Origin of the sequence: Pseudomonas sp. PDM18, assembly GCF_014852585.1 — a bacterium.
In the GTDB taxonomy this organism is placed as follows: Bacteria; Pseudomonadota; Gammaproteobacteria; order Pseudomonadales; family Pseudomonadaceae; genus Pseudomonas.
This window is the reverse complement of the sequence record NZ_JACVBX010000017.1, coordinates 1-23,639: the sequence shown is the minus strand read 5'-3', so window position 1 is coordinate 23,639 and position 23,639 is coordinate 1. Positions and strand designations below refer to the sequence as shown.

23 protein-coding genes and 1 pseudogene are annotated in these 23,639 nt (G+C 66.1%); 13 read left to right on the top strand and 11 right to left on the bottom strand.

The window, feature by feature from the left end:
• Window positions 1-146: 146 nt before the first annotated feature.
• Together IB274_RS26450 and IB274_RS26445 are read right to left on the bottom strand one after the other, a co-directional pair.
• Window positions 147-1,051: pseudogene (locus IB274_RS26450) on the bottom strand (alpha/beta fold hydrolase).
• 42 nt (window positions 1,052-1,093) lie between these two features.
• Complete coding sequence (locus tag IB274_RS26445) at window positions 1,094-1,930, bottom strand: PhzF family phenazine biosynthesis protein (RefSeq protein ID WP_192435759.1); 837 nt, start codon at window positions 1,928-1,930, stop codon at window positions 1,094-1,096.
• Window positions 1,931-2,316: 386 nt separating this feature from the next.
• Here IB274_RS26445 and IB274_RS26440 point away from each other — a divergent pair, with 386 nt between their 5' ends.
• Window positions 2,317-2,685: a hypothetical protein gene (locus IB274_RS26440; protein ID WP_192435758.1), complete on the top strand. Its 369-nt coding sequence runs from the start codon at window positions 2,317-2,319 to the stop codon at window positions 2,683-2,685.
• 36 nt (window positions 2,686-2,721) lie between these two features.
• Here IB274_RS26440 and IB274_RS26435 read toward each other — a convergent pair whose 3' ends face one another.
• Entirely contained in the window at window positions 2,722-3,747 is a 1,026-nt protein-coding gene (locus tag IB274_RS26435; RefSeq protein WP_225615046.1) for an ATP-grasp domain-containing protein, read from the bottom strand.
• A gap of 379 nt (window positions 3,748-4,126) precedes the next feature.
• Between IB274_RS26435 and IB274_RS26430 the strand changes: the two genes are divergently transcribed.
• Both IB274_RS26430 and IB274_RS29870 read left to right on the top strand, forming a co-directional pair.
• Window positions 4,127-5,050, top strand: a complete 924-nt coding sequence (locus IB274_RS26430; RefSeq protein WP_192435757.1) for a 2-hydroxyacid dehydrogenase — start codon at window positions 4,127-4,129, stop codon at window positions 5,048-5,050.
• Window positions 5,051-5,150: 100 nt separating this feature from the next.
• Window positions 5,151-5,276, top strand: a complete 126-nt coding sequence (locus tag IB274_RS29870; protein ID WP_263866467.1) for a hypothetical protein — start codon at window positions 5,151-5,153, stop codon at window positions 5,274-5,276.
• A gap of 3 nt (window positions 5,277-5,279) precedes the next feature.
• Here the strand turns inward: IB274_RS29870 and IB274_RS26425 are convergent, their stop codons facing one another.
• Entirely contained in the window at window positions 5,280-6,122 is an 843-nt protein-coding gene (locus IB274_RS26425) for a LysR family transcriptional regulator (protein ID WP_192435756.1), read from the bottom strand.
• A gap of 116 nt (window positions 6,123-6,238) precedes the next feature.
• Between IB274_RS26425 and IB274_RS26420 the strand changes: the two genes are divergently transcribed.
• Window positions 6,239-6,730, top strand: a complete 492-nt coding sequence (locus IB274_RS26420) for a DinB family protein (RefSeq protein ID WP_192435755.1) — start codon at window positions 6,239-6,241, stop codon at window positions 6,728-6,730.
• A 29-nt stretch (window positions 6,731-6,759) separates the two neighbouring features.
• On the opposite strand, the gene IB274_RS26415 is transcribed toward IB274_RS26420, so the two are convergent.
• Complete coding sequence (locus IB274_RS26415) at window positions 6,760-7,974, bottom strand: MFS transporter (RefSeq protein WP_192435754.1); 1,215 nt, start codon at window positions 7,972-7,974, stop codon at window positions 6,760-6,762.
• A gap of 211 nt (window positions 7,975-8,185) precedes the next feature.
• Between IB274_RS26415 and IB274_RS26410 the strand changes: the two genes are divergently transcribed.
• Window positions 8,186-8,578, top strand: coding sequence for a GFA family protein (locus IB274_RS26410; protein ID WP_192435753.1), 393 nt, complete (start codon window positions 8,186-8,188; stop codon window positions 8,576-8,578).
• Between the two features lie 130 nt (window positions 8,579-8,708).
• Window positions 8,709-10,646: a tyrosine-protein phosphatase gene (locus tag IB274_RS26405; protein WP_318652925.1), complete on the top strand. Its 1,938-nt coding sequence runs from the start codon at window positions 8,709-8,711 to the stop codon at window positions 10,644-10,646.
• Between the two features lie 217 nt (window positions 10,647-10,863).
• Here IB274_RS26405 and IB274_RS26400 read toward each other — a convergent pair whose 3' ends face one another.
• Both IB274_RS26400 and IB274_RS26395 read right to left on the bottom strand, forming a co-directional pair.
• Entirely contained in the window at window positions 10,864-11,853 is a 990-nt protein-coding gene (locus IB274_RS26400; RefSeq protein WP_192435752.1) for an AraC family transcriptional regulator, read from the bottom strand.
• A 241-nt stretch (window positions 11,854-12,094) separates the two neighbouring features.
• On the bottom strand, window positions 12,095-13,603 hold the full coding sequence (locus IB274_RS26395) for a winged helix-turn-helix domain-containing tetratricopeptide repeat protein (protein ID WP_192435751.1): 1,509 nt from the start codon (window positions 13,601-13,603) through the stop codon (window positions 12,095-12,097).
• 107 nt (window positions 13,604-13,710) lie between these two features.
• Here IB274_RS26395 and IB274_RS26390 point away from each other — a divergent pair, with 107 nt between their 5' ends.
• Window positions 13,711-13,926 (top strand): DUF1127 domain-containing protein, encoded by a 216-nt coding sequence (locus IB274_RS26390; protein WP_192435750.1) that lies wholly within the window; start codon window positions 13,711-13,713, stop codon window positions 13,924-13,926.
• A 3-nt stretch (window positions 13,927-13,929) separates the two neighbouring features.
• On the opposite strand, the gene IB274_RS26385 is transcribed toward IB274_RS26390, so the two are convergent.
• A complete protein-coding gene (locus IB274_RS26385; RefSeq protein WP_192435749.1) occupies window positions 13,930-14,415 on the bottom strand; it encodes a GFA family protein in 486 nt (161 codons plus the stop codon).
• Window positions 14,416-14,559: 144 nt separating this feature from the next.
• Here IB274_RS26385 and IB274_RS26380 point away from each other — a divergent pair, with 144 nt between their 5' ends.
• Window positions 14,560-15,462 carry a LysR family transcriptional regulator gene (locus IB274_RS26380; protein ID WP_192435748.1) on the top strand — a complete coding sequence of 301 codons (903 nt, stop codon included), beginning with the start codon at window positions 14,560-14,562 and terminating at the stop codon, window positions 15,460-15,462.
• Between the two features lie 3 nt (window positions 15,463-15,465).
• On the opposite strand, the gene IB274_RS26375 is transcribed toward IB274_RS26380, so the two are convergent.
• The 3 genes from IB274_RS26375 to IB274_RS26365 all read right to left on the bottom strand — a co-directional run bounded on the left by IB274_RS26375 (window position 15,466) and on the right by IB274_RS26365 (window position 18,883).
• A complete protein-coding gene (locus IB274_RS26375) occupies window positions 15,466-16,647 on the bottom strand; it encodes an iron-containing alcohol dehydrogenase (protein WP_192435747.1) in 1,182 nt (393 codons plus the stop codon).
• Window positions 16,648-16,763: 116 nt separating this feature from the next.
• Window positions 16,764-18,263: an APC family permease gene (locus IB274_RS26370; protein WP_192435746.1), complete on the bottom strand. Its 1,500-nt coding sequence runs from the start codon at window positions 18,261-18,263 to the stop codon at window positions 16,764-16,766.
• A gap of 305 nt (window positions 18,264-18,568) precedes the next feature.
• Window positions 18,569-18,883: a hypothetical protein gene (locus IB274_RS26365; RefSeq protein ID WP_225615045.1), complete on the bottom strand. Its 315-nt coding sequence runs from the start codon at window positions 18,881-18,883 to the stop codon at window positions 18,569-18,571.
• 1 nt (window position 18,884) lies between these two features.
• On the opposite strand from IB274_RS26365, the gene IB274_RS26360 reads away from it, so the two are divergent.
• From IB274_RS26360 to IB274_RS26340, 5 genes are all read left to right on the top strand, one after another.
• The gene (locus IB274_RS26360; protein ID WP_192435744.1) at window positions 18,885-19,106 is read left to right on the top strand and encodes a hypothetical protein; all 222 of its coding nucleotides are present in this window, start codon (window positions 18,885-18,887) and stop codon (window positions 19,104-19,106) included.
• A gap of 82 nt (window positions 19,107-19,188) precedes the next feature.
• Window positions 19,189-19,965, top strand: a complete 777-nt coding sequence (locus tag IB274_RS26355; RefSeq protein WP_192435743.1) for an efflux RND transporter periplasmic adaptor subunit — start codon at window positions 19,189-19,191, stop codon at window positions 19,963-19,965.
• Window positions 19,962-21,278 (top strand): efflux RND transporter periplasmic adaptor subunit, encoded by a 1,317-nt coding sequence (locus IB274_RS26350; protein ID WP_192435742.1) that lies wholly within the window; start codon window positions 19,962-19,964, stop codon window positions 21,276-21,278. Before IB274_RS26355 ends, IB274_RS26350 begins: the two co-directional genes overlap by 4 nt.
• A gap of 2 nt (window positions 21,279-21,280) precedes the next feature.
• A complete protein-coding gene (locus IB274_RS26345) occupies window positions 21,281-23,380 on the top strand; it encodes an HlyD family efflux transporter periplasmic adaptor subunit (protein WP_192435826.1) in 2,100 nt (699 codons plus the stop codon).
• 149 nt (window positions 23,381-23,529) lie between these two features.
• A partial coding sequence (locus IB274_RS26340; protein ID WP_192435741.1) for a sulfotransferase occupies window positions 23,530-23,639 on the top strand: 110 nt, incomplete at its 3' end.

Genomic DNA, 23,639 nt, shown 5'->3' with positions numbered 1-23,639 from the left:
CAGGTTTTGATGGTCAACCTGCTTGTAGGAATTTTGTGACAGACGGCAGTGAGGTTTTTGTGGTGATTTGACGGAGTTGGGCGCAGTTAAGCTCCATTGGAACGAGGCTTCAGGCGGCTGAAACCCGCTCCCCGATGGACTGTCCCTCAAGGCGAAATAAAATCTCGAATCGCCTGGATCGTCTGCGCAGGCGCCTCTTCCATCAGCCAGTGACCCGCCCCCGGCACCACCACTTCGGTGACGTTGTCGGCGGCATTGCGCATGACGATGGCTTCGTTGGCACCGAAGGATTTCTCACCGCCGACGGCGAGCACCGGCATCGTCAGGCGCGTCTTGTTCGACGCCTCGTTGTCCACGGCATCCTGGCGAATGCTGCGGAACTGGGAGAAGGCCGCATGCATAGCGCCGGGGCGGGCGTAGAGCTTGGCGTAATGCTGCCGGGTGGCTTCGTCGACCTGCGTGGGTCGCCGGCGAACTCGTTCCAGAAGCGATCCAGGTAGATGCGTTCGCGCCCCGATACCAGTCGTTCCATGTCGGGGCCGCCGAAGTCGAAGTGCCAGAGCATTGGCAAACGGACGATGTCATTCCACGGCGGGATGCCGGGCAGCGGAGCGTCCATCACCACCAGGCGCTCGGTTTGCTGCGGATAGCGCGCCGCATAGGCGTAGGCGACCATGGTGCCGATGTCATGGCCGACCACCACCGAATGCTCGATGCCCAGCGAAGCCAGCACCGCGCGGATGTCGCCAGCCTGGGTTTTTTTGTCGTAGCCGCCGGCGGGGATCGATGACAGGCCCATACCGCGTAGGTCCGGCACCACGACGGTGTGGTCCTTGGCCAGGTTCGCGGCCAGCGGCGCCCACATGTCACCGGTATCGCCGAAACCATGCAGCAGCACCACCGCCGGCCCGCTGCCACCGACGCGGACGTGGATGATCGCGCCGTCTACGGTGATGTCCTGGGTTTGAAAGGTGGAGGGGAAGGCCGCCACGTCGGCGTGGGCCGGAACACTCAGGAGCAGCAAGGATGCGGTCAGCAGGGAGCGGATCATCGTGGACTCTCCAGATGTCGACTGGAGGAGCGTAGCCCGCTTTTAGAAGAGAACCCTGCCGGAAATACAGCGCTGTACCGCTCCACCTACCCAGAGGATCCCGCCGGTGCTTTCGATCTGCAGGCGCCCCCGACGTCCGAGGGCGGTGCCCTGGCTCACGCTGTAGCGGTCGCTGAAGGTGCCCGTGCCGATCAGCCATTGAGCCAGGCCGGCATTGAGACTGCCGGTGACGGGGTCCTCGTTGCATTCCTCGCCCATGAAGGCTCTGACCTCCACATCGGCTTCCGCCGCAGGACCTTCCCACGGGGCAATGACACCAACATTCAGCCCCTGCAGTGCGGCGTAATCGGGCCTGATCCCCAGCACCTCATCGCGACTGGTGAGCAACACGCCCGCCCAACCGGGACCGTTGTCGACCCACTGGCTGGCGCGGATCTGCGCTGCAGTGAGGCCGAGACCTTGCTCGATGCGTTTTAGCGTCAAGGCATCCAACGGCCCGCTGCGCAGGAGCGGCGGGGCGGAGAAAGCCAGTTGCGTACCCCGGCGGCGGACACGAATCAGGCCCGCCGGGCATTCCTGAATTATCTCGACTAACTCGGGGTTGCCCTGCTGATCCAGCCACACCTTGCAGCTACCCAGCGTCGGGTGGCCGGCAAAGGGCAGCTCCCGCAGCGGGGTAAAGATGCGCACGCGGTAGTGCGCTTCCGGAGTTCGAGGCCTCAGCAGAAAGGTGGTTTCGCTCAGTTGCGTCCACCGGGCAAACGCCTGCATCTGCTCGGTGCTCAGCTCGTCGGCACCCACCACCACGGCCAGCGCATTACCTTCGTGGCGCTGTTCGGCAAAAACGTCGACCTGTTCGAACTGCAAAGAGAGTGGCATCGGATTTCCTTGATAGGTATCGGCGGACCAGTCCGAACCGGACGGCGAGGCTAGCCGTTACACGACGATTTTAAAAGGATGCCGGGATCTCGATGCTGTCCGCGACAGGCCGCTGTCGGCCGTTTCGGTGGAGGCATCGGTTTCGACCTCGAACGACGACGCTCGCTTATCGCAGCCTCTCTCGCGGCCCTTCTGTATTCCATTGTATCTGGCGGCCGCCCCGACATTCGTGGAGATGGCGGCGGCTGTTTTCGACATGGTGCAGATACCCCGAGGGCTCTTAATGAGCTCCAACAGCTCGGCGGTATGGCACGCACCTCAGGATTCTCCGGTGCGTTGCGTACCACTCAGATGAGCTGTTCCCTTACCCCTTGAGGATCGATGCCATGAAAAATCTGAAGACCTTCGTAACCGCCGTCGCCTTCTCGCTGGCTGGCATTGCAGTGCACGCGAATGCTGCTGCCGAAGCCAGCTGTGCTCACGGCGCCACATGCTTCCAACTGACGCCCTCGGCCGACAAGAGCGTGGCACCGCAGCTGGCTGAAGAGGGCTTCAGTCGTACTCCGCTGGGCATGCGTGTGGATTCGGATGTGCCGGCACAGCAAACCCTTGCTGAGGACGGTTTCAGCAGAACGCCCCTGGGTATGCGCGAGCGCTCCGCGGAGCCTGCGCAGCAGACCCTGGCCGCCGATGGCTTTGGCCGGACGCCACTGGGCAAGCGTGTGGCGTCGTTGCAGGATTCGGGTATCGCATGATGCCCGGCCGCAGCGCCCTACCGACCACCACCACTCTCAGCTCGCCAGCAATGACGGCCGATTAAGGTCGTCAGGCATGGCAAAGGTGGTTTCCATGTAACTTCGTGCATGGATGGCCGGTGCCGGGATCACAGGCGGATCGAGTGGCTCTGCCGAGAAGCAGCGCAAGTGATTGGCCACCATGTCGTAGCCGGAAAGATGACTGAACGCGACGCCGCCGGAAAAGCGTGGGTTGATGTCCATCACCAGCGGCCAGTCCCCGCCTACGAGGAACTCGATATTGATGCAGCCGTCCAGATCCAGCGCCACCGCCACCTGTGAAGCGGCATCAAGCAGTGCCGGTTCGTCGAGCATCCTGACGGTCACGCCCGCACCGTTGGAGGTTCGTACCAGCTCCTTGCGCGCCATGCCGGCCCATTGTCCCGTAGCCCGTCGGCGGACAATGTCCACAACGTGGACATCGCCATCCAGCAGGGGCTGCACGACATAGGGTCGGCTTTTCAACTTCTTTCTCAGGTAGGCCAGGTCATCCGCATCGAGGATGCGCGCCAGTCCTTCGCTGCTTCGGCCGTCACGCGGCTTGGCGTGCAGCGGGAATGGCAGGTCGTCCACCTCGGGGTCCTCCAGCTTCCAGGTCGGGATCGGGTGGATGACCGGATGATCCCGGAAGGTGTCATAGACCAGCCATTTGTCCCGGCTGATGCGGACGGTTTCGGCGGGAGCCATGCACAGGGTGACGCCTTGAGCGGAAAACTCCTGTCGGTGAAGGGTGAACGCATCGACCTCCAGGTCGATCAGCGGCAGCACGTGGGTCACCTGCTCCAACCGGCAGATGTCCAGCACGCTGGCGATATAGGCGGGGACGTCCCTGGCTGGCGGAACGCGGTGGAAGGCATCCAGCAGGGATGAAGTGGCTGTCCACTCCCGAGGAAGTGAGTTGATGCCCGCCACTCGGGCCCTGGGGACACGGCGCAGCGACTGGATGACCGCCTCGGCGCATAACGAACCGATGGCGGTGACCAGATAGGTCGGCGAGCGACCTGGAACCGATTGAATGTCCAATTGAATACTCTGCTAGCACTACGCCAATGAACAGGGCAGAACAATCACATCCTTCTTTTCAAGCCCTCGCCTGACTCAGCGCTTGTCCGTCCACCTGGTGGGAAAGCGTCGAGCCCGAGTCTTCCAGCCTGGCACTCCTGCCATCCTTTACCGCGCTGTATATCGAGGCTGCGCGCAAGCTGCTTAAGAATTTGTGAAGATCAGGTCGGGATTTCGCAGTGGCGCGCCGGCCGATGGTCAGTGTCGGGGGCGCCTCCGCCGGCCGGGTGAACAGGGCGTGTCCGTCTGCGGGCCCGCAGTACTTCTACAGTGGTGGTCCTCTCGCAAGTCGGCTGGTTAACTGCCAGAACGTGCGAACAACAAGAGCGAGGAACAGGACGTGATTTTTCTTTACAACGCCGAACTCGAAAACGCCGAGAAATGGCGAACCCTGCTTGCCGCCCAGGTGCCGGAGCTGGAATTCGTCGAGGGCTTCGAGGCGGTCGACCCGGCGCGGGTCACCTACCTGCTGACCTGGAAAGCAGTGGACGACATCGACCGCTACACCGGCTTGCGCGTACTGTTCGCGGCGGGCGCCGGGGTCGATCAGTTCGACCTGTCGAAGATCCCTGAATCAGTGGCGCTCGTGCGCATGGTCGATGAATCCCTGGCGGACATCATGGCCGAGTTCGTAGTGATGTCGGCGCTGGCGCTGCACCGCCAGATGCCGGCCTATCGCGTGGCCCAGGCCGCGCAGGTATGGGAGCCGCTGAATATCCTGCCGGCCGCGACCAGCCGCGTCGGTGTGATGGGGCTGGGCCAGTTGGGCCAGGCGTGCCTCGCGCAACTGCGCCATCTGAAATTCCAGCTGCTGGGCTGGAACCGCTCCGAGCGGCAGATCGACGGGGTAAAGACCTACACCGGTCCCGAACAATTGGCGAGTTTCCTGTCCCAGTGCGACATCCTGGTCAACCTCCTGCCGTTGACCGACAGCACCCGCGGCATCCTCAACCGCGAGATGCTGGCGCAACTGCCCAAGGGTGCGGCGCTGATCAATGTCGGCCGCGGCGAGCACGTGGTGGAGGCTGATCTGGTCGCGGCGCTGGATGCGGGGCAGGTCGGCGCGGCTATCCTCGATGTCTTCCATGAGGAGCCGCTGCCCGAGGGGCATCCTCTGTGGTCGCACCCGCACGTCTGGGTCACGCCACACATCGCCAGCACCATGCAGGTGGAAGGTGGCGCGGCAGTAGTGGCGAAGAACATCCTGCGCGATCTGCAAGGCGCCGAACTGCTGCACACGGTGAATCGCCAGACCGGTTACTGAGGCGTTTCTCTTATCACTGAAATAGCCGGCGCGCGCTGTTTGTCCGTCACGGCACTTTCGATACTGGCGACTCCCAACTGCCGCTCAGGAAGTGCCGTTCATGGACCGCGAACCGATTGATGCCCGAGATTTCGCCCTCACCCATTTTGCCGCCGTCGCGCTGTGCGGCTCGCTGATCCTGGCGCTGGCGTTGTTCCTGGCGCGCGTGGGCGTGCTGCTGGCCTGAGGATCAGGCGGCGATGGCCCGGCTCAGCGTGCTGATCAGCGCGCGGGTCTGGACATCGCGATGAGCGCTGTAGAGCACCACGTCGCGGGGCGGCAGCTCCGGCAAGCCGAAGCGTTCGCGCACATCCGTGCAACCCGCTGGCGCCATGCGTTCGACCATGGCGCCAATGCCGATGCCGGCCGACACCGCCGCGCCGATGGCGAGAATCCCCGAGCCGACGAAGGCTTCGCTCCAGCTACGGTTCTGCGCCTGCAGGGCGCTGGTGACCATGCTGCGCATGCCGCAGGGCGCCGGCTGGATGGCCAGGGGCAGCGGCGCGTCCTGTACCAGTTCGAACGACTCGGCGGCCATCCAGCCGAAGCGCTCGCTGCCGATCACCTCGCCGTCCTGGCGGCGGTTGTCGTGGCGCAGGATCAGAGCGATATCCAGCGCACCTTCCTCGTAGCTTTCCAGCATCTGCCGCGAGGTGCCCAGGCTGAAGGCGACTATCACCTCCGGATCGGTCTGCGCCAGGCGCTTGAGCCAATGGCTCAGGTCAGCGCCGAGGATGTGGTGGCTGACGCCGATGCGCAGGGTGCGGCGAGGCGTGTCGAAGCAGCGCAGGGTTTCGTCGTAGCTGGCCAGCAGGCGACGGGCGCTGGCGAGGAACACCGACCCTTGGGCCGACAGCGTCACGCGGCGCGGCGTACGCTCGAGCAGTGGGCGGCCGAGGGATTCCTCCAGACGCTTGATCTTCAGGCTGATGGCCGCCTGGGTGGCGCCGGTGACTTCGGCGGCGCGGGTGAAACTCTTCAGGTCGGCGACCAGCAGGAAGGCGCGGATGGCTTCGATATCGGGGGTTTTCATGGCAGCGAATCGTCCTGGGGGCTTTCGCCAGTCTGGCACCTGGGCCTGCACAACCCAAGCTTCGGATGCGCTACAGTGTCGCCTTCGTCTTGAGTAGCCGCTGACAAGGAATCGCGATGCTGAGCCAGGCCTTCGCCTACAAATGCTGGTCGGACCGCCGCGCGCTGGATGCCATCGCGCGGATTGATCCCGAGCGGTTCCCCGAGCAACACGCATTCGCGCTCCAGCAGCTCAATCATCTGGCGATTGTCGAGGACCTTTTCCGCGCGCGCCTGAGCGGCAAGGCGGATCCGCACCCGGCTACCAATACCCAGTCGGTCCCCGGCTATGACGAACTGCGCGAGCGCCTGCTGACCTCCGGCCAGTGGTACGTCGAGCAGCTTGCGGCGCTGACTCCTGAACGCGCGACGGAAGTCATCCGCTTTCGCTTCACCGATGGCCGCAGTGGCAGCCTTACCCGCGAGGAAATGTTCTTCCACATCCTCAACCACGCCACCTACCACCGCGGCTCCATCGCCCGCGCACTGGACCAGGCGGGAGTGGCGCACCCGGCGGATACCTACACGGTATTCGTGCACGCCACCCAGCCGGAGCGCCGCGAAGGCTGAAGACTCTGCGGCGCCGGCGGTCGCGAGGCTTACGCTTTCTTCCGGGTGGAAGGCAGCAGGATGGTCAGGCAGCCCAGCAGCGGCAGGTAGGAGCACAGCTTGTAGACGTACTCGATGCCGTGGATGTCGGCCAGGTGGCCGAGGAAGGCCGCGCCGATGCCGCCGAAGCCGAACATCAGGCCGAAGAACACTCCGGCGATCATGCCGACGTTACCCGGCACCAGTTCCTGGGCGTAGACCACGATCGCCGAGAACGCCGAGGCGAGGATGAAGCCGATCACCAGGCTGAGGATGCTGGTCCAGAACAGGTCGACGTAGGGCAGCGCCAGGGTGAAGGGCGTGACGCCGAGGATGGAGAACCAGATCACCGCTTTGCGGCCGATGCGATCGCCCACCGGGCCACCGAAGAAGGTGCCGGCCGCCACCGCGCCGAGGAAGCCGAACAAGTACAGCTGCGAACTGGCCACCGAGAGGTCGAACTTCTCGATCAGGTAGAAGGTGTAGTAGCTGGTGAAGCTCGCCATGTAGAAGTACTTGGAGAACACCAGCAGCGCCAACACCACCAGGGAGGCGGTCACCCGGCCCTTGGACAGCCCGTGGGTGGCTACGCCGCCGGTCTTGAGCTTGAACAGGTTGAGGTGGTGGCTGTACCAGCGGCTCAGGCCCCAGAGCACGCCGACAAGGAACACCGCGAACAGGCCGAAGTACGCCACGTTGCCTTGCCCGTACGGAATAATGATGGCCGCCGCCAGTAGCGGACCGAAGGCGCTGCCGGCATTGCCGCCGACCTGGAAGGTGGACTGCGCGAGGCCGTAGCGCCCGCCGGAGGCCAGCCGCGCGATGCGCGAGGTTTCCGGGTGGAAGGTCGAGGAGCCGATGCCCACCAGCGCCGAGGCCAGCAGGATGGCGTGGAAGCTGCCGACGAAGGCCAGCATGAGGATACCGATCAGCGTGCAGACGCTGCCCAGCGGCGCCAGCCAGGGCTTGGGATGGCGGTCGGTGTGGTAGCCGACCCAGGGCTGCAGCAGCGAGGCGGTGAGCTGGAAGGTCAGGGTGATCAGGCCGACCTGGGTGAAGCTCAGGCCGTAGTTGGCCTTGAGCACCGGGTAGATCGACGGCAGCACAGCCTGGATCAGGTCGTTGGTCAGGTGGGCGAGGGCGCACGCGCCGATCACGCGCATGACCAGCGGGCTGGCCTGGCTGGCCACGGACGGCGTGGCCAGGGAAGAAGCGGTGGTAGACATGGGACTCCGGGGCAGCAAGGTGTGGCGCGCGGGCAGGGCGCGCCGGGTTTCTCGTGTTTGGGTGCCCTATGCTAGGCGTGGCCGCGACGGCTGTCTCACGCGATCCGGACGACGAATATCGCGAAACGGCCAAATCGGCCGTGCGTCGGCCCGGCGGACCGCAGGCCGGGGAAGCAGGATCAACCCCTCTCCACCCATCAGGAGGTGCACCATGGACCAGATCACCGGCGGCTGCCTATGCGGCAGCGTGCGCGTCGAAGTCAGCGGCCGGCCTTACCGGGTCGGCATCTGCCATTGTCTGGATTGCCGCAAGCACCATGGCGCGCTGTTCCACTCCTCGGCGATCTTCCCCGAGAGCGCCGTGCGTATCGAAGGCGACACCCAGGAGTATCAGGGGCGCTGCTTCTGCCCGCGCTGCGGTTCCTCGGTGTTCGGCCGCAGCGGCGACGAGATCGAGGTGAGCCTCGGCGCGCTGGACCAGCCGGACCGCTTCCAGCCCACCTATGAGCTGTGGACCTGCCGCCGCGAAGCCTGGCTCCCGGCGTTCCCGATGCGCCATCTCTATGAGCGCGACCGCGAGTCCGGCGGGCGCAGCGAAGACTAGCCACACGGACAGAAAACGCAGCTCACGGACAGATCGCGCGCCCATTTGCGCCGGGCGCGGAACTGTCACATTCGAGTCCGGAGCGCCACCGATAGTAGCCCCCGCCAACAAAGCTCAAAGAGGCTACATCGTGCTCCATCGCGCTCTGCTTTCCGCATCCACCCTCGGCCTGTCCCTGCTCAGCCTGTCCATCGCCTGCGCCAACGCGGCCGAGACCTACACACTGGACACTCCGCACCTGGCTGGTATCGACAACTTCCGCGACATCGCCGGTACGACCACCGCGTACACCACCAGCAACGACGGCGTGATGCGCTCCGGGGTGTTCTACCGCTCCAACGCGCTGACCCCCAAGGGCACGGACCTGGCGGTGCTCAACAGCCTGGGCATCAGCGATGTGTTCGACCTGCGCACCCCGAGCGAGATCGCCGGCACGCCGGACACCCTCCCGGAGGGCGCGACCTACCAGAACATCGACATCATCGGCAGCACCACCTCCGGCGCCAACGTCACCAACATCTCCTTCACCAGCGCTGCCCAGGCCATCGAGATGATGGAGGAGACCAACCGCGCCTTCGTCAGCGACGCCGGCATGCGCGGCCAGTTCACCACGCTGTTCAACGAGCTGGCCGCCGCCGACGGCGCCGCGGTGTTCCATTGCACCGCCGGCAAGGACCGTACCGGCTGGACCGCCGCCGTGCTGCTGAGCATCGCCGGGGTGGACAGCCAGACCATCATGGAAAACTACCTGGCCACCAACGACTACACCGCCACGCGGGTCAAGGCGACCCTGGCGATGCTGCCGGCGAGCATGGCGGCCATCTATGAGCCGCTGCTGGGTGTGCAGGCCAGCTACCTGCAGGCAGGCCTGGACGAAGTGACCGCCGAGTACGGCAGCATGGACAACTACCTGAAGGAAGGCCTCGGCCTGTCCCAGGAAACCATCTACGTGCTGCGCGGCAAGATGGTCTACTACAGCACCCTGCCGGGCGTCGCCGGGCTTTCCGGCAACGCCGCTGCCGGCGCGCAGTTGCTGACCCAGTTGCAGAACAGCAGCCTGTCCGGTGCCTACACCGCCTACAACTACTACCTGCAGTCGGCCATCGACGCCGGCACCCTCGGTGGCGTCGAGTCCACCGTCGGCGGCCAGGTGCATGCGGATGCGGCCAGCTACCTGCTGCGCCAGGATGCGCTGATCGATCGCGCCGCCGCGCCCTATGCCAGCGGCGTCGATCTGAAGACCGGGCAGACCCGTCTGTGGACCACCGCGCTGGCCGGTTACCAGGGCAACTCCGAGACTTCCAACGCCGAAAGCAGCAACGAACACACCCAGGGCATGATGGTTGGCGTGACCCAGCGCTTCTCCGAGCAGCTCAGCGGCAACGCCGGCTTTGGCTACAGCAAGGGCAGCGTCGGCGGTGCCGGCGGTGACGTGGACACCGACCTGACCTTCCTCCGCGGCGGCGCGCGTTTCGCCCTCGATGGCCTGGAACAGGGCCTGTTCGTCGACGCCGACGTCAGTTACGGCTGGCTCGACTACAACAGCAAACGCGACATCGGCGGCGGCCTGGGCAAGGCCAAGGGCGACACCAACGGCAGCCTCAGCGGCGGCAGCATCGCGCTGGGCTATCGCACGGCGGTGTCCACCGTCACCCTGGAGCCGAGCATCGGCCTGCGCTACAGCCATCTGGATCTGGACAGCTTCCAGGAGAAGGGCAGCGAGCTGGCGCTGGACGTCGACGACATCAGCGAGAACCGCCGCAGCGCCTACGTCAACCTCAAGGCTTCCTTCGCTCCCGTGGCGCTGGGCAGCGGCTGGCAGATGGTGCCGGGCCTCGAAGTGGGCTACGACCACGCGCTGGGCGAGTACAAGGTCGACAGCGAGGGCCATCTGCTGGGCCTGGACGTTTCCCAGCGTGCCGCCTTCGACAGCCGCGACCAGTTCAGCGGCGCGTTCAGCCTGACCGCCAGCCAGGGCGACTTCAGCGTCGGCGCCGAAGTTGGCACGCTGGGCGGCAGCGGCAGCCACGGTGCCAGCGGCAGCCTGAAGGCGAGCTACCAGTTCTGATTGGTACCGCGCTTTAAGAACGGCCCGTCGGGAATACCCGACGGGCCATTTGCTTTCGAAGAGCAGGGCGGCAATGCCGGGTCGTGGATACGCGGAAATCGCAGGGGGCGTAGGGGCTGGTTGGCTCGGCGTTTCCCTGTGCTCGTAGGTCGGTGGGATGTTCGCGAGCTGGTTGAATCTTGCCGGCGAGCGACAGGGAATGGCGCCGGCGGTCGCCTTACGCAGACACCGGCAGTCCCTTGCGCAGGTCCGCCGGGCTCATGCCGTAGGCGCTTTGGAAGTACTGACAGAAGCGCCCGACATTGCTGAAGCCCAGCGCCAGGGAAATCTCGCTGACCGACTGCGCGCTGTCCTGCTGCAGCGCGTCGTAGGCACGCTGCAGGCGCACTTCGCGCTGATAGGCGACGATGGAGCTGCCGACGAAGCGGCGGAAACCCTCCTGCAGGGCACGCAGGCTGACGCTGGTCAACGCGGCCAGGTCGCTGCCGCTGACCATCGCCTCCGGATGCTCCTGGATGTAATCCATGGCCAGCTTCACGTGGCGCGGAGCGATCTGCGGGGCGGGGCGCCTGAGTGCGTCGCTGTAGTTGTGCGGCCAGATTTCCAGCACCGAGTCCACCAGCATTTCCTGCAGGCGCGCCGGCATCAGTGCGCTGGAATTGATCAGCAGGTCGAACTCGTTGCCGGTGGCCATGGCGACGATGGCCTTGATGCCCTGGAAGGCTTCGTTGCTCAGGTCCACCCGTGGCTGGAAGCGCACCTTGTGCGTGATCGGCCGGCCGAGCAGGGTCGCCAGACGGCGCGCGAACAGCGAACGGCGCACCGACAGGCCGTGGTGTGCATGCCCGTCGATGAAACCGACCGAGCGCACCGAGGCCTTCTCCATGGCCAGTCCGACGCTGGGCAAGCCGACGCTGTCGCTGCACTGGTTGAAGACGACGCGACCGGCAGTGGGGAAAATGAAAGTGATCTCGTCGTCCAGATCCGGCATCTCGGCCAGCAGGTCGCCGCGAAAGCTCAGGCGGCGGAAGCTCACGCCTTCGTAGCGACCGTAGACCCCACCGATGGCGATGGGCTTTTCGGGCCGTGGCATCCCGGAATAGAGGTTGCCGAACATCCGCGTGTACAGCTGGCCGAAATCGTCGGCGGTCATGTTCTCGGAGCGGATCAGGAACTGCTTGCGCGAGGTGCTCGTGTCTACCGTCATGGTCCGTCTTCTGGCAACGCCGGTCGGGCCGCTCCGGCTGTTGTGTGCCGGGGTGCGGAATGTGGGCGAGCAAGTTAGCGGGCGTGGATTACAAATCTGTGATGCCGGCGCGAAGTCCGCCCGCCGTTTCAATCCAAGGGTGATGCAGGTGTAGGGCGCAAAACGCCCCCAGCGTTATCCGCCAGGGTGGCCGGCGGATAACCCGTTCCGGGTTATGCGCCCTACGAGGTGACGCAACCCGTCAATCCGGCAGTCCCGCCTTGCGGAAGCCTTCGACGAAGTGCTCGCGCACTGCCGCGTCCCGCAGTGGCTCGGTCTCCACCCAGTGACGGATGGTGAATTCCGGGTTGGTGACCAGGAAGAACTCGGTTTCCGCACGGGCCTCGTCCAGCCGGCCCAGCTGCGCGAGGCTGGCGGCGAGGAAACGCCGCGAGCTGCTGCGGTAGGTCTCGTCGCGGCGCAGGGTCTGGATCGCGCCCTGGTAATCGCGCGCCGCGTACTGCGCCTGGCCCAGCGTCAGGTAGTACCAGCCGGCAGGGAAAGGGTTGAGGCGAAAGGCCCGGCGGATGTGCTCCAGGCCTTCGTCGATGCGACCGGCCAGTACCCTGACGTCGGACAGCGCGGTCCAGGCGTCGGCATCGTTGGGGTCCAGTTCGAGTGCTCGCTGGAACTGCGCGTCGGCTTCGGCGTACTGGCGCTCGTAGCTCAGCAGATAAGCCAGGCTCCAGCGGCAGCCGGCATCGTTGGGGTCGATGGCCACCGCCTCGCGCGCTTGCGCCAGGGCGGTTTCGCGCTCCAGCGGGGTCGGGCCGCCGCTGTGGATCCAGCCCATCCAGTGGTTCATCGCCAACCAGCGCCGCGCCTCGGCGTACTGCGGGTCGAGGGCGATGGCGCGGCTGAGCATCAGGTGTGCTTCCCGTGCAGCCAGCGGCGAATCATCCATCAGCTGGCGGGCGCGCACGCAGAGTTCGTAGGCTTCCAGGTTCTTCGGCCGGTTGCGCGGCAGCGGCATGCGCAGGTGGCCGAGCAGGGCCTGGACGATCTGCCCCGTCAGTTGGTCCTGCAGGTCGAAGAGATCTTCCACGCGGCTCTCGAAGCGCTCGGCCCAGACATGTTCGCCGGTGCTGGCGTCCACCAGTTGCGCGTTGATCCGCACGCGCGCATCGGCACGCCGTGCGCTGCCTTCGAGCAGGTAGCGCACGCCGAGTTCGCGGGCGATCTCGCGCACGTCCATGGCCTTGCCCTTGTACGCGAAGGCCGAGGTGCGGGCGATGACGAACAGCCCGCCGACGCGCGAAAGCTCGGTGGTCAGGTCTTCGCTGAGGCCGTCGGCGAAGAGGGCCTGCTGCGGGTCTCCGCCGAGGTTGACGAAGGGCAGCACGGCTATGGATGGCTCCTCCGGCAGGGCCGGCAGCGGGGGCGTTGCGTCCGCTAGGCGCTGTACGGCAGCACTGAAACGGTAGCCGACACGGGGCACCGTGGTGATCCACGGGCTGCCGTCGGGTGCTTCGCCGAGCACCTTGCGCAGGTGCGCGATCTGTACGGTGAGGTTGCCTTCCTCGACGACAAGACCCGGCCAGGTGGCATCCATCAGCTCGGCCTTGGTGCGGATCTCGCCCGGCCGTTCGAGCAGGGTCTGCAGCAGGTTCAGCGCGCGAAAGCCGATGGCGACGGGCCGCTCGTCACGCCTGAGCACGCCGGTTGGGCCATCGAGCACGAAGGGGCCGAAAGCCAGACGCGGTTGCTGCATGACGCCCCCTTTGCAAGTTTTTGGAAGTGTTTGGCGTCGCTTGAGGACAGCATCGCGGGCGACCGCCATGCTCGGCCCCATGAGGCACGAGTCGAACGGAGGTTGCCATGAACGATACTCCCCGCCTGCTTTTGCCGGAAGCCTCGCTCCGGCCGTTCAGCCTGCTTTCCTTGATGCAGTTGCTGGCGCTCTGGCAGGCGCGTGCGCGGGTACGCCGGCAGCTCGCCTGCATGGCCAGGGCCAATCCGCACCTGATCGAGGACATCGGGCTGACGCGCCGCCAGGTGGCGCAGGAGATCGCCAAGCCGTTCTGGCGCGGGTGAACCTCACTGCTCCGCGCCCAGGCGCTGGTGCCACTGGGCGATGGACTCCTGCGGGTAGTCGTCGAATTGCAGGTCATGTGGTCCGGTCTCCACCTCGACCCAGCTGGCCTTGGAGCGCAGCAGCAGATGGGTGTGCTCGGGTGGCACCGGCAGCGGCGTATCGATGGCGGAGGCGAAAGGGTGGATGAGCTCCGGCCAGCGTGAATCGTAGAGCCACAGCCCGCTGCCGCACAGACTGCAGAAGTGCCGTTCGGCGCCGCTGGTGCGGGTGCGCTGGCCTTCCTCGCGCATCTTCGCGTGATAGATGCTGATGTGCTTGCGCCCGCGCACCTTGAGGCTGGCGGCGTCGCCGCCAAGGTTGATCGCGTAGCCACCGCCGCCTTGGGTCTTGCGGCAGATCGAGCAGTAACAGCGTTGGTAAGGGTAGGGATGGGCGCTGTGCAGACTGAAGCGCACGGCGCCGCAATGGCAGGAACCTTCAAGCAGCATGGCGTCTCTCCGTGCTGGATGGTCTGTGAGGGGTATCTGAAGAAGGACTCGCGGGCGCGCCGGGGATTCCATCGGATCTGACCAGCGGGACTGGCTCCGCCCTCTGCAGTAGACTAGCCGCCCGCCCGGCGCCGGACTCTGCCCATGCTCAGGAATTTCACCGACCTCGATCTGCGCCTGCTGCGCATCTTCGCCTCCGTGGTGAAGTGCGGCGGCTTCACCGCGGCGCAGGCCGAGCTGAACATGAGCCAGTCGAACATCAGCATGCACATCGGCAGCCTGGAAAAGCGCCTGGGCTATCGATTGTGCGAGCGTGGCAAGGGCGGCTTCCGCCTGACGGCGAAGGGGCAGCGGATTCTCGAAGCGTCGCAGACGATGTTCGACGCCATCGGGCTGTTCCGCGACCAGGCGCAGGCGCTGTCCGGGCAACTGGTCGGTGAGCTGTACCTGGGGCTGGCGGACAACGTCACGACATTGCCGCAGGCGCGCTTCGACGAGACCCTGGCGGCCTTCCACGGCCGTGAGCAGGATGTGCAGCTGAACCTCTACGTGAACTCGCCCACCGAGCTGGAGCTGGCGGTGATCGACGGTCAGCTGGACCTGGCGATTTCCTACTTCAGCCGCACCCGGCCGACCCTGGATTACCTGCCGCTGTACACCGAGGAGATCGGCGTGTTCTGCGGCGAGCGCCATCCGCTGTTCACTGCGCGCAAGCCGACGCTGAAGCAGATCGCCGAGTACAACTGGGTGCGCCATGGCTTCCTGCCGGCGGACCAGGAACTGCCGTTCCGCCCCGAACGCAGCAGCGCCACCGCGCATCACATGGAGGCGGTGGCGCATTCGGTGCTGGCCGGCACGCACCTGGGCTACCTGCCGACCCACTACGCGAACATCTGGGTCGAGCGCGGTCGGATGAAGCCGCTGCTACCGGAGAAGCTCTGCTACGAGGTGACCCACAGCATGATCACTTACGCCGGGCGGCCCCGCAGTGAGGCCGCCCGCGCCTTTATAGAAGACCTGCTGAGCGTGCACGGCCTCGGCGGTTAACCCTCAGGCGAGTACGCCGTTGACCGCGTTGAGGTAGATGCGCGAGTAGTCCCCGGCTTGCAGTGGCAGGGCATTGGTCTCGGAGGAGGAAATGTCCGCCACGGCCTGCTCGCCGACCCATTGCGCGTCTTCGCCGTCCAGGCCCAGTTCCTTGAGCGTATGCGGAATGCCCACGGACGAGCGCAGTTCCAGCACCCAGCCGAGCAGACCGTCGAAACTGGCTTCCGGCAACTCCAGGTAGCGGGCGAGACGCGTGGCGTCCGCCTCGATGGCCGAGCGGTTGGCCACCAGCACATAGGGCAACAGCACCGCGTTGAGCAGGCCGTGGTGCTTGTGGTGCTTCGCGCCCAGCGGGTGGGCCATCGCATGCACGCCGCCGAGGCCTTTCTGGAAGGCCACGGCGGCACTGGCCGAGGCCACCAGCATGCCTTCGCGGGCGGCCAGGTCGGTTCCGTTGTGGACGGCGCGCTGCAGGTGCTCCTTCACCAGGCGCACGCCTTCGAGGGCGACGCCGGCGGACATGGGGTGGTAGAGCGGCGAGAACAGCGATTCCAGGTGATGAGTCAGGGCGTCCATGCCGGTGGCGGCGGTGAGCGGTTTCGGCAGGCCGACGGTCAGCACCGGGTCGAGGATCACCGAGCGGGCCAGCAATTCGCGGTGGCCGACGACGATCTTTATGCCGCGCGAGGTGTCGGTCAGCACGGCTTCGCGGCCCAGCTCGGAGCCGGTGCCGGCAGTGGTGGGGATGGCGATCAGCGGCGGCAGGTCGAGTGCAGGGTGATCGCCCAGGGTCGGGTAGTGCTCGATCAGCTGCGACCATTCGAAGTGGCTCAGGCCATCGATGTCGCGGCTGAGCAGGGCGATGCCCTTGGCCGCGTCCAGCGCACTGCCGCCACCCAGGGCGATCAGCGAGTCATGGCCGCCTTCGGCCAGGGCCAGGGCGCCGGTGGAGACTTCCTCTAGCGCAGGGTTGCTGGAGAAGCCGTGGAACAGCGCGTAGTCGATGCCGGCGGCTTCCAGGCGCCGACGCACTTCATGCAGCGGCGGCAGTTCGAGCATGCCGGGGTCGGTGACCAGCAGCGGCTTACGCATTCCGGCGAGGCGGCAGCGCTCGGCCAGTTGGTCGAGGGCGCCGACACCGCAGAGGATTTCCGTGGGGTAGTTCCAGTAGTTCAGGGTGGACATGGGAAGCTCCGGATTTCAGGCATGACCTGCCCGTGCCGGGGCTCAGGGCGGACCGGCAGGGCAGAAGGAAAGGAGAGGCGCCGGTGCGTACCGGCGCGGGTGATTCAGTCGACGGCTCAGCCGACCGCGCGGCCGGCGAAGCTCAGGCTGGTGGCGATGCGGCGGTGCGGCTTGGCGATGAACAGGTAGGCCAGGCCGAACAGGGCGAGCACGGAGAACACCACGACCACCGCCCAGACCTGGAACCAGGGCGCGCCAGGCGGGGCGAGCATCTCCCGCGGCCAGGCCACGTTGATTGCCTCGAACACCAGCCAGACCACGGCGATGACGTTGACCACCAGGCCCTTGCGGCCCAGCTTCAGTGCGCCCTTGTCCGGGTCCCAGCGACCGCTTAGGCGGGCATACAGCGCGCTGGCGGCAACGATCAGGAAGACGAAGAAGAAGCCGCCGCTGCCGAAGGCGATCAGCGTGCCGACCGCAGTGGCGTTCAGCCCCAGCGCCAGGCCCAGGCTCGCCAGCAGGGTGCTGCAGACCATCGCGGCCATTGGCACCTTGCGCTTGTCCACGCGGCGCAACAGGGCGGAGCCGGGAAGGATTTTATCGCGGGCCATGCCGAAGATGGCGCGGCCGATGTAGGTCTGCACCGACACCACGCAGGCAACAAATGCGACCAGCACGATGGCCACGAACGGCCGCTCGGCCCAGGCGCCGAAGGCGTCCACCACGGCGGGTGTCACCGGGTCGATGATCTGCCCGCTGACCACGGCGGCGGGGTCCTTGTACGACAGGGTGACGGCGAACGCGGTGAGCATCACAGTCAGCCCGACTACCAACATCGAGCGCAGGATGGCGCGCGGGGTCGAGACGCGGGCGTCAGTTGTTTCCTCGGAAATCTGCGAGCAGGCGTCGAAGCCGAGGAAGGCCCAGCCGCCGACCGCCAGCGCTGTGAGGAAGCCCGACCAGTAGGTTCCGCCGGAGACTTCCAGGGCATTCAGGCTGCTGAACAGCAGCTCGAAGGAGTGGTTGCGGAAGAACAGCAGCAACAGCACACCGATGCCGATGGAAGCGATGGCCTCGGCGAAGATGCCTGCGTTGACGAAGTACTTCAGCGGATTGATGCCCAGCAGGTTCACTCCCAGCCCCAGGGCCAGCAGCGCCGCGCCGCAGAGCACCTGCACGTTGGCCGATGGCGGCTCGCCGATAACCAGCAGGCCGAGCCAGAAACCGCCCAGGTAGGCGACCGTGGTCAGCGAGGCGAGGGCGGAGGCGAGGTAGAGGAAGCCGGTGAACCAGGCCGCGCGGTCGCCGATCAGCCGGCGTACCCACTGGTAGCAGCCGCCGGCCAGGGGGAACTGCGAAGACAACTCCGCGTACACCAGCGCCACGGTCAGCTGCAGCAGAAGGCACAGGGGCACGATCCACACCCACGACGGCCCGACGCTCATGGCGCCGAGGGACATCACCGAGTAGATACCGACGACTGGGGAAATGGTGGCGAAGCCGACCGAGAAGGATGACCACAGGTTCAGCCCGCGATCCAGCTCCTGGCGATAGCCGTGGCTGGCGAGCAGGCTTTCGTCGCCATTGGCGGCGGTGGAGCGGCGAAGGTCAGACATGCCGGCCTCCGGTGTTGAGGGAAAAGGGGGATTCACGGCCAGGCATGAGCGAGCGAAGGCGCATGGGAGATCCTCGGGGCAGTTGGAGTTGTTATCGAGAACCCGCGTCTCTAGAGGACGGCTGAGTAGCTGGCGCTGTCAGTGCAGCGCGTAGCCAGAGTAGGGTGCTGCTGCATCAAGAAAAATTCATATTTGATTGGGCTGACATCAATTCGGGCTGATGTTTGTAGGGCGATGGTCGCAATGATGCCAAGGCGGGCAGCGGATTGCTCTTCATGAAGCGAGCCGTTCCAGTCATCGCCGGTTCAACAGCAGGACATGGCGCAGGCGATGAAGGCGGTGGTCAGCGTGGTGATGGTCAGACCGATCAGAAACAGCGTGTCAGCGAGGCGCTCCAGGCTATGGTCACGCTGCAGCTTGCGGGTACGCAGGCCGAAGCAGGCGGCGAGGGTGGTGGCCAGGTAGATCACCGTGATTGCCGCGAGCACGTCCTGGCCGATCAGGTCGACGCGGTGTTGGCCGATTATGATGCGCAGGATGCCGACCACCGTCAGGCACACGCCGACCATGGCACCGGACGCGCTGACCGCCCGCCCGCTGCCGGCCCTGCGCGGCAGCATCATGACTCACTTGGTGCCCCACGGCCTGGTCGACCATGACCAGCAACTGCGCAAGCCAGACGAGGCCGAGGTGTTCATCCTCGCCCACACCCACACCGACACCCACACCGTCGGCGGCGTGCTGCGAGCCCTGTTGGACCGCTGGCGCCGGGGCGGCGTGAGGTCATCGAAGAAGCGCTGGTGCAACTGGTGTTGGGCACTACCGCGATTCCACCGCGAATAAATAGTGGCAGAGTGCTCGGCGGATATTTCCTACGCCTCTGCGCTCACATAGACTTCGCGCTTCGTGAAGAGGAGGGCGAGGGATGCGCAGGCAGGTGGTGTGGGGAATCTGGAGTTTGCTGGCCCTGGCGGTCGGTGCGCAGGCGACGGAGCCCGCGCCTGATCCTTTGTTGCCGGTTTCCTCCAGCGATGCCGGGGGCAGCCGGGACATTCGTGGCGTATTGCACGCCCGTGAGCAGGCGATGCTGTCGAGCGAGCTGGCCGGGCGGATTCTCGAGATGCCCTTTGCCGAAGGGCAGTCCTTCAAGAAGGGCGATGTCCTGGTGCGCTTCGACTGTTCCGCCTACCAGGCCCAGCTCAATGCCGCCCAGGCAGGCGTACGCGCCGCGTCTGAGGAGCTTTCCCACAACCGCCAACTGGCCGCGCTGAACTCCGTGGGGCGTTATGAAGTCGCGCTGGCCGAGGCCAAGCAGGCCGAAGCCCAGGCCCAGGCCCAGGTCTATCAGGTGCAGGTGCGCCGTTGCGGCGTGCAGGCGCCTTACGATGGCCAGGTGGTGCAGCGCAAGGCGCAGCCTTTTGAAAGCGTCGCCAGCGGCTCGCCTCTGCTGGAGATCGTCGACAACCGCAGCCTGGAAATTCGCCTGCTGGTGCCTTCGCGCTGGTTGTCGAAGCTCAAACCGGGCACACAATTCAGCTTCACCCCTGACGAAACTGGCCAGTCGCTGCAAGTCGAGATCAAGCGCCTGGGCGCGCGCATCGACGAAGCCAGCCAGACACTCCTGTTGATTGCCAACGTGCCGCCCACCGCTGGGCTGGTCGCTGGCATGAGCGGTACCGCGCAGTTCGCGGAAGCGCCATGAACGCCGCCGCCAGCGGCACCGAGCGAGCCTTCGCCCAGTATCTGGGGCTGCAGCGCCAGGCGCGTGCAGCCGATAGCCTGGAGCGCCTGTGCTTCGCCATGGTCAACGACGGCCAGGCCCTCTTCGGCTTTCGCCATGGTGCGCTGGTCATCGCCGGCAAGGTTCGTGCGCTGACCGGCATCAGCCAGGTCGAGCCTAACGCCCCGTTCGTGGCCTACATCGAGGGTGCCTGCAGTGAGCTGCACGCGGCGGGGCTGCTGGACGAGCCCGGTGCCGTTGATTGCCACCTGCTGAGTGAGCAACTGCGCCTGGACCAGCAACAGATGAGCCTGCCGCAGGTGTTCTGGCTGCCCCTGCGCGACCGTGCCGGAATCTGTTTCGGCGGTCTGTGGCTGGCGCGGGAGCAACCGTGGAATTCGGCAGAACACGCCTTGCTGGTTGAGCTGGGCGAAACCTACTCCCACGCTTGGCTGGCCCTCCAGCCGCGCCTTCCGTGGCGTCTGCGCTGGCCGAAAAGGCGCCTTGCGGTAGCGCTGGGAGCCGCTGCGTTGCTGTTGCTGCTGCCGATCCGCCAGTCGGCCCTGGCGCCGGCGGAAGTCGTGCCCAAGGGGGGGCGGGTGATTGCTGCGCCGCTGGACGGCGTGATCGCCCAGGTGGTCGTGCGACCGAACCAGACGGTGCAACGCGGCGACCTGCTGGTGCGCTTCGATGCCACCACCCTCAAAGCCCAGGCGGATGTCGCCGAGCGCGCCCTTGCGGTCGCCGAGGCGGAGTTGAAAGCGAATAGTCAGCGTGCCTTCCAGGATGGCGAATCGGCGGCGCGGCTGGACCTGCTGGCCGCCCGTGTCGAGCAGAAACGCGCCGAGCGCGACTACGCCCGCGACCTGCTGCAACGCAGCGAAGTGCGCGCAGAACAGAGCGGTGTGGCGGTGTTTGCCGACGCCGAACGCTGGACGGGCAAGCCGGTGCGTACGGGCGAGCGCCTGATGGAGATTGCCGATCCGCAGAGTGCCGAACTGCGCATCGAATTGCCGACCGGCAACGTCATGCAGTTGGACAATGATGCGGAGGTGGCGCTGTTTCTCGACAACCAGCCGCTGACCTCAGTGCCGGCGCGTTTGCAGCGCATCGGCTATGAAGCCGAGCCGGTGCCTGGCGGTGGGCTGGCCTACCGCCTGCTGGCTGGCTTCGACGAGGCCCCGCCGCGCATCGGCCTGCGCGGCACCGCCAAGCTCTATGGCGAACGGGCGCCGCTGGGCTACTACCTGTTGCGCCGGCCGCTGACGGCCCTGCGCCAGACCCTGGGGCTATGACCTTGAGCCTGCCGGCGCTGCGTGACGACCTGCAGCTGTCCGAGGCCGCCCCGGCCTTCGACGGTGCCGCCCAATGGGTGCTAAACGACCCTTTGCGCGGTCGCTATTTCAAGCTCGGCGAAGCCGCCGTGCGGCTGTTACGCCAATGGGCGCTGGGCGCGCCGCTGGCGGTGCTGGCCGCGGCCAATCAGGGCTCCGGCCGCGCGCTGGGCGAAGACGACTTGGCCCAGCTTGAGCGTTTTCTGCGTGAGCATGACCTGATCGCCGCCTGCGACCCGCAGCAGCGGGCCAGCTACTCGGCCAAAGTCGACGCCCGGCGCGAAAGCGTGTGGCAGAAGGCGTTGCACCAGTATCTGTTCTTCCGGGTTCCGCTGTGGCGGCCCGATCCGTTCCTCAACCGTACCTGGCCCTGGCTGGCTCGGCACGGTGGCGCGTTGCTGCGCTACGGATTGCCTCTCGTGCTGGCGCTGGGGTTGTTCCTGATGGCCCGCGATTGGGATCGTTTCATCGGCAGTTTTTCCTACCTGTTCAGTTGGTCCGGTGCGGCGGCTTTCGGTATTGCCCTGTGGCTGGCCAAGTTCTGCCATGAGCTGGGGCACGCCTATATGGCCAAGCGCGCCGGTTGTCGGGTGCACAGCATGGGGATTGCCTTCGTGGTGCTGCTGCCGATGTTCTACACCGACGTGTCCGACGCGTGGCGCGTGAAGGATCGCCGTAGCCGCCTGCTGATCGGTGCCGGTGGTGTGCTGGCGGAAATGCTCCTGGCCTGCGTGGCCCTGCTGGCCTGGTCGCTGCTGGCCGATGGGCCGATGCGCACGGCGGCGTTCCTGCTGGCGAGCGCCACCTGGCTGACCACGGTGGCGATCAACCTCAACCCGTTCCTGCGCTTCGACGGTTACTTCCTGCTAGGCGACCTGCTGGGCGTGGACAACCTCCAGGGACGTGCCTTCGCCCTGTGCCGCTGGCGCCTGCGCGAGACGCTGTTCGGTTACGGCGCACCGATGCCCGAACCTCTGCCACCGACGCTGCGCCGACGCCTGCTGGCGTGGGGCTATGCCTCCTGGGTCTGGCGTGCGCTGCTTTTCTTTGGCATCGCTTTGGCGGTTTATCACCTGTTCTTCAAGGCGCTGGGTATCTTCCTGATGCTGGTGGAGCTGGGCTGGTTCATTGCTTTGCCGATCTTCCGCGAGCTGAAGTTCTGGTGGCAGAACCGCGAACATGCGCAACCGCGCCGCAGCCTGCCGACCCTGGCCGGGCTGGCACTGATCGGCCTGTTGCTCCTGGTGCCCTGGCGCACGTCGGTGGAAGTGCCGGCGGTGCTGGAGGCTTCGCAGGTCAGCGAGCTACATACCCCCGTGGGAGCGCAGGTTACCCGCCTGCTGGTCAGCCAGGGGCAGGCAGTGAAAGTGGGCGAGCCGCTGCTGGAACTGGCCTCGCCGGACCTTGAGGCGCGCCTGAGGATCGTCGGTCTGCAACTGCGCTCGCTGCAGTTGCAGATCGCCCGTAGCCGGGCCAACCCACTGATGGTCGCCGATGCCGGCGTGCTGGAAAGCCAGCTCGCGCAGCAACTGGCGGACTACCGTGGGCTGGCTGCCGAACGCGAGCGCCTGCTGCTGCGTGCGCCGCAGGATGGCGTGGTGCGCGATCTCGACCGCGGCTTGCAGGCAGGCGTCTGGCTGGCGCCGGACCAGGTTCTGCTTCGCGTGGTCGGGCAGCAGCGGCCCAAGCTGCGCGGTTATGTCGAGCAGCAGTCGCTGGAGCGCCTGGCGTTGGGCGTTGAGGGCCGTTTCGTGGCCGAGGATCCGGGGCTGCCGTCGTTGCCGGTGCGCTTGAGTGAGCTGGATGCAACCAGCAGCGCAACCCTGGCGCTGCCACTGCTGGCGTCGGACCAGGGCGGCCCGTTGGCCGTACGCCGCGATGCGGAGCAACGTGCGGTCCCCGAACACGCCCAGTACGGCGCGCGTCTGGAGCTAGTGGCTGACCACCCGGCGCCGGTCCAGGCCGTGCGCGGCGTGGCCAGCTTGCAGGGGCGCAGTGAGTCGCTGCTCGGCGGCTTCCTGCGGCGCCTGGCGGCGGTGGGGGTTCGGGAGAGCGGCTTCTAGCGCGTAGATGTCTACTCCGGGCCTTGCCTGGAGTGGGCGGTCGGCGGGCGTGTCTATGCTCCCGCGGTCAGTCCGAAAAATCTGTACGAAATTTCCCAGACCGAATAGCATCCCGCAATTGCAAAGTGCCATTGAGTTGTTGCGCAGGGATGCAGAATTTCCACTTCATATCGGGTTTGCCGCGCTCGGGCAGTACGCTGCTGTCCGCCATCCTGCTGCAAAACCCACGCTTCCATGCGGGCATGTCCAGCCCCGTCGG